General features: G+C 64.3%; 4 protein-coding genes and 1 pseudogene. 4 read left to right on the forward strand and 1 reads right to left on the reverse strand.

Features of this window, described 5'->3' with window-relative positions; all coding sequences use genetic code 11:
- Positions 1 to 91: 91 nt before the first annotated feature.
- The 4 genes from EOA22_RS24265 to pdeM all read left to right on the forward strand — a co-directional run bounded on the left by EOA22_RS24265 (position 92) and on the right by pdeM (position 4,791).
- On the forward strand, positions 92 to 442 hold the full coding sequence (locus EOA22_RS24265) for a MarR family winged helix-turn-helix transcriptional regulator (RefSeq protein WP_013533675.1): 351 nt from the start codon (positions 92 to 94) through the stop codon (positions 440 to 442).
- 26 nt (positions 443 to 468) lie between these two features.
- Entirely contained in the window at positions 469 to 1,329 is an 861-nt protein-coding gene (locus EOA22_RS24270) for an NlpC/P60 family protein (protein ID WP_063170457.1), read from the forward strand.
- 199 nt (positions 1,330 to 1,528) lie between these two features.
- The gene (locus EOA22_RS24275) at positions 1,529 to 4,078 is read left to right on the forward strand and encodes a ligase-associated DNA damage response DEXH box helicase (RefSeq protein WP_063170000.1); all 2,550 of its coding nucleotides are present in this window, start codon (positions 1,529 to 1,531) and stop codon (positions 4,076 to 4,078) included.
- A complete protein-coding gene (gene pdeM, locus EOA22_RS24280; protein WP_063170001.1) occupies positions 4,075 to 4,791 on the forward strand; it encodes a ligase-associated DNA damage response endonuclease PdeM in 717 nt (238 codons plus the stop codon). Before EOA22_RS24275 ends, pdeM begins: the two co-directional genes overlap by 4 nt.
- Positions 4,792 to 4,796: 5 nt before the next feature.
- Here pdeM and EOA22_RS39035 read toward each other — a convergent pair.
- Positions 4,797 to 4,902: pseudogene (locus EOA22_RS39035) on the reverse strand (dimethyl sulfoxide reductase anchor subunit); the annotation flags it as partial.

The following is a 4,902-nucleotide window of genomic DNA, read 5'->3' on the forward strand; positions in this document are numbered from 1 at the left end:
CGACAAACGCTATGGCTGACAGTCGCAGGCGAAAGACGGCCATCGCTTTGACTGAAACGGAACCGAAACAATTTGCCGTCATGCTGGCGCGATGTCGATTGCGATGCGCCCGAGCCAGGCCTTGCGACTGTGGCAGCAGGTGATGCTGTCGCAGGTGCGCGACGACGCGCCCGATCTGACCATGCGCCAGACGGCAATCCTGTTCACCATCTATCTCGATCCGCCGCCGCACACCGTGCGCGGGCTCGCCGCCCGGCTCAATGTCACCAAGCCGGTGATCACCCGCGCCCTTGACACGATGGGCGCTTTGAAACTCGTCTCGCGCCATCGCGACGAGCTCGACAAGCGCAATGTTCTGATCAGGCGCACGGTCGAGGGCGCGCTCTTTGTCGAGCGCTTCGGCGATGGTATCATCGCCAAGGCGCTCGAACTGCCGATGTGAGCGACCTTTTCAACAGAGTGCTCGATTTGACTGCCAGGGATGCCCGCCTTCACGCTTTTCGCTCGGACCTTGCCGATGCACGGCTGAAGGGTGAGGTCGCCGCTGACCGCTTCGTCGCCGGCCGGCCGGCGCGGGTCATCGCGTCAGTGGCCGATATGCGCAAGGCGCCGCGGGCGGATGCCGGCGTCAACACGCAAGCCCTGTTCGGCGACGATGTCCTGGTCTTCGATGTCGCTGAAGGCTGGGCCTGGGTCCAGGCCGAACGCGACGGCTATGTCGGCTATGTCGCCGACACGATGCTGGGCAAACGGGACCATACGCCGACGCACATCGTCTGCGTGCCGCGCACCTTCCTCTATCCCGCGCCGGATCTGCGCTTTCCGATCGCCGGACAATTGTCGATGGGATCGACGGTGACAGTGACGGAGGCGGCCGAGACGCGCGGTACGCACTATGCGGTCCTGCCGTCCGGCGAGGCGCTGATCGCAGGTCACCTGCGGCCGCTCAGTGAAGCTGTGTCCGACTATGTCGCGGTTGCCGAGGCGTTTCTAGGAACACCCTATCTCTGGGGTGGCACTTCCGGTTTCGGCATCGACTGTTCGGGGCTGGTGCAACTGGCGATGCGCATGGCCGGCAGAGACGTGCTGCGCGATTCCGACATGCAGGCTGCGGCCCTTGGCGAGCCGCTGGAACCGGGACCTGATTTCTCCGGCTTGCGACGCGGCGATCTGGTGTTCTGGAAGGGCCATGTCGCCGTCATGACCGATGCCGACACGATGATCCACGCCAACGGCCACACCATGCTGGTGTCGCGCGAAGGCCTGAAGGATGCGGTTGACCGCATCGGTTATCTCTATGGTGGCCCGACAGGGTTCAGGAGGCCGTAGCCTTTCTTCCTTCGCCCCGTTCACGGGGAGAAGGTGCCCGAGGGCGGATGAGGGACAGCGCCAGCATTGAGAGGTTCGCGCCGCCCCCCACCTGCCTGCCGGCATCCTCTCCCCGTACCGGGGCGAGGAAAGCTCACCTCGATCACCTTTTGTTCCGATTTTCCTTGGCGTTCGCGCGCCGTCGCGCTACCTCTGGCGGGTGACAGTTGAGCCGCGCCTTGCCGAACAGAATGCCGCCGTGGCCCTGCCCGAACCATTCCTCAGATGGTTTGGCGAGAAAGGCTGGTCGCCGCGCGCCCATCAGATCGAACTTCTGGCGAAGGCCCAGGCCGGTCAGTCGGTCCTGCTGATCGCGCCGACCGGTGCCGGCAAGACGCTGGCCGGCTTCCTGCCTTCGCTGACCGAACTGGCCAACCGGCCAAAGAGAAAGCCGGGCCAGGCGCAGCGCGGTATCCACACGCTCTACATCTCGCCGTTGAAGGCGCTTGCCGTCGATATCGAGCGTAATCTCGGCAAACCGGTGGAAGAGATCGGGCTGCCCGTCACCATCGAGACGCGCACCGGCGACACGCCGGCGCACAAGCGCCAGCGCCAGAAACTGGTGCCGCCCGATATCCTGCTGACCACGCCCGAACAACTGGCGCTGCTGATTGCGGCCGGCGATGCCAGACGCTTCTTCGAAGATCTGCGCTACGTCGTGCTCGACGAACTGCATTCGCTGGTGACATCGAAACGCGGGCATCTGCTCGCGCTCGGCCTGGCACGGTTGCGCAGCTTTGTCCCTGGTCTGCAAACCATCGGGCTATCGGCGACGGTGGCCGAACCTGACGAGTTGCGGCGCTGGCTGGTCAGCCAGAATCCACCCAAGGGTTCGACAGGCCATGACATGGCCGAACTGATCGTCGTCACCGGGGGTGCGAAACCGGAGATTTCCATCCTCGACTCCGAAGAGCGCGTGCCATGGGCGGGACATTCTGCGCGCTACGCCACGCCGGAAATCTATCGCGAAATCAAGCGCCACAAGACGACCCTGCTGTTCGTCAACACGCGCAGCCAGGCGGAGCTGCTGTTCCAGGAATTGTGGCGGGTCAACGAGGACACGTTGCCGATCGCGCTGCATCACGGTTCGCTCGACGTCGCCCAGCGCCGGCGGGTCGAGAAGGCGATGGGCGAAAACGCGCTGCGCGCCATCGTCGCCACCTCGACTCTCGATCTCGGCATCGACTGGGGCGATGTCGATCTGGTGGTGCATGTCGGCGCGCCAAAGGGGGCGAGCCGACTGGCACAGCGCATCGGCCGTGCCAACCACCGCATGGACGAGCCGTCCAAGGCGATCCTCATCCCCGCCAACCGCTTTGAGGTGCTGGAATGCCGGGCCGCCCTCGACGCGAACTATCTAGGCGCGCAGGACACGCCTCCGTTGATCAATGGCGGGCTCGATGTGCTGGCCCAGCATGTGCTCGGCTGCGCCTGCGGCGCGCCGTTCCGTGCCGATGACCTGTACGAGGAGGTGCGAACGGCAGCACCCTATGTCAGCCTCGACCGGCCGACATTCGACCGCGTCATCGACTTCGTTGCCACCGGCGGCTATGCGCTCAAGAACTACGAGCGCTATGCCCGCATCCGTTTGAACAAGGACGGGTTGTGGCGGGTGTCCAATCCGCGCGTCGCCCAGCAATACAGGCTGAATGTCGGCACCATCATCGAGGTGCCGGCGCTGAATGTTCGATATGTGCAGGCCGGCAGCAAAGGCGCGGCTTCGCGTGGCGGCCGGGTCCTCGGCAAGATCGAGGAGGCCTTCCTCGAAACGTTGACGCATGGCGACACGTTCATGTTCGCCGGCAAGGTGCTGCGCTTCGAGGGCATCCGCGAGAATGAATGCTTCGTGTCGAACGCGCCGGGCAGCGATGCCAAGGTGCCCTATTATGGAGGCGGCAAGTTTCCGCTTTCGACCTATCTCGCCGAACAGGTCCGCATCATGCTCGATGACCCGCAGCGATGGAAAAAGCTGCCCGAGCAGGTCGCCGACTGGCTGCGCTTCCAGGCCGACAAATCGGTGCTGCCCAAGCGCGACGACCTGCTGATCGAGACCTTTCCACGCGGCAATCGCCACTATCTGGTGGCTTACCCGTTCGAGGGCAGGCTGGCGCACCAGACGCTCGGCATGCTGCTCACCCGCCGCCTCGACAGGGCAGGAGCCAGGCCGCTCGGCTTCGTCGCCACCGATTATGCGCTGGCTATATGGTCACTGGGCGACATGGGCGCGATGTTCAAAGCCAGGAAGCCTTCGCTGAGCGCACTTTTCGACCAGGACATGCTGGGCGACGACCTCGAAGCCTGGCTGGCCGACAGCTGGCTTCTCAAGCGCACCTTCCGTAACTGCGCGCTGATTTCCGGATTGATCGAGAAACGCCACCCTGGCCAGGAGAAGAGCGGCCGCCAGGTCACCGTCTCGACCGACCTGATCTATGATGTGCTGCGCAGCCATGAACCGGACCACATCCTGCTGCAGGCGACGCGTGCCGATGCGGCGGCCGGCCTGCTCGATGTCAGCAGACTTGCCGACATGCTCTCGCGCATCCAGGGTCGAATCGTGCATAAGGCACTCGAACAGATATCGCCGCTCGCCGTGCCGATCATGCTCGAGATCGGCAAGATGCCGGTGAACGGCGAAGCCGATGAGACATTGCTGATGGATGCGGCGACGCTGGTCGCAGAGGCCATGGGGCCGGAGATGGTCGAGGAATGAATTTTTCGCTGGCGCGCACATCGCTGATCGCCGAGGCCGATCTTGTCGGCATCGCCGGCAAGCGCGCCGTCTGCGACCCGCGCGGCGTGCTCTATTTTCCGGATCTGCGGCTTCTGGCCGTGTCCGATCTGCATCTGGAAAAGGGTTCGTCGCTGGCACGCCGCGGCACGCTGATCCCGCCCTACGACACCGGCGCGACCTTGCTGCGATTGCAGGCCGTCATCGCTGACTACCAGCCGTCTATCGTCATCAGCCTGGGCGACAGCTTTCACGATGGCGGTGGCGCCCAGCGCATGCATGCAAGCTTCCGCGAGCGGCTGGAGGCGTTGATATCAGGCCGGCAATGGTTCTGGGTCGCCGGCAATCATGACCCGGAAGCGCCAGCCGACCTGCCTGGCGAGACGGTGCGTGAACTTGCCATCGGCTCGCTGCTGTTCCGGCATGAGCCGTCGAAGCAGCGTGTCGAAGGCGAAATAGCGGGCCATCTGCATCCCTGCGCCCGCATCGTCCAGCAGGGCCGCTCGGTGCGGCGGCGCTGCTTTGCCGGCGACGGAGGCCGCATGATCATGCCGGCCTTCGGCGCCTATACCGGTTCGCTCAACGTTCTCGACCGCGCCTATGCCGGGCTGTTCCGGCTGGACACGCTGATGGCCTATATGCTGGGCGCCCAACGCATCTTTGCCATTTCCGGCTCGATGCTGCGGCCGGGCTAACAGCCTTACCTGCCATAGCAGAGCGTAACCGTGTGCTTCGCCTCTGCAAAAAACAGCCAGCGCTCGACCAGCATGCCGGCGAACTGGATTGCAGCAGCAAGTACCGACAGC

Source organism: Mesorhizobium sp. M7A.F.Ca.US.014.04.1.1 (assembly GCF_003998745.1).
GTDB lineage: Bacteria > Pseudomonadota > Alphaproteobacteria > Rhizobiales > Rhizobiaceae > Mesorhizobium > Mesorhizobium ciceri.

Excerpts from the sequence above, each read along its gene's own strand:
- EOA22_RS24265 (WP_013533675.1), top strand. The coding sequence starts at position 92 with ATGTCGATTGCGATGCGCCCGAGCCAGGCCTTGCGACTGTGGCAGCAG.
- pdeM (WP_063170001.1), top strand. The coding sequence starts at position 4,075 with ATGAATTTTTCGCTGGCGCGCACATCGCTGATCGCCGAGGCCGATCTT.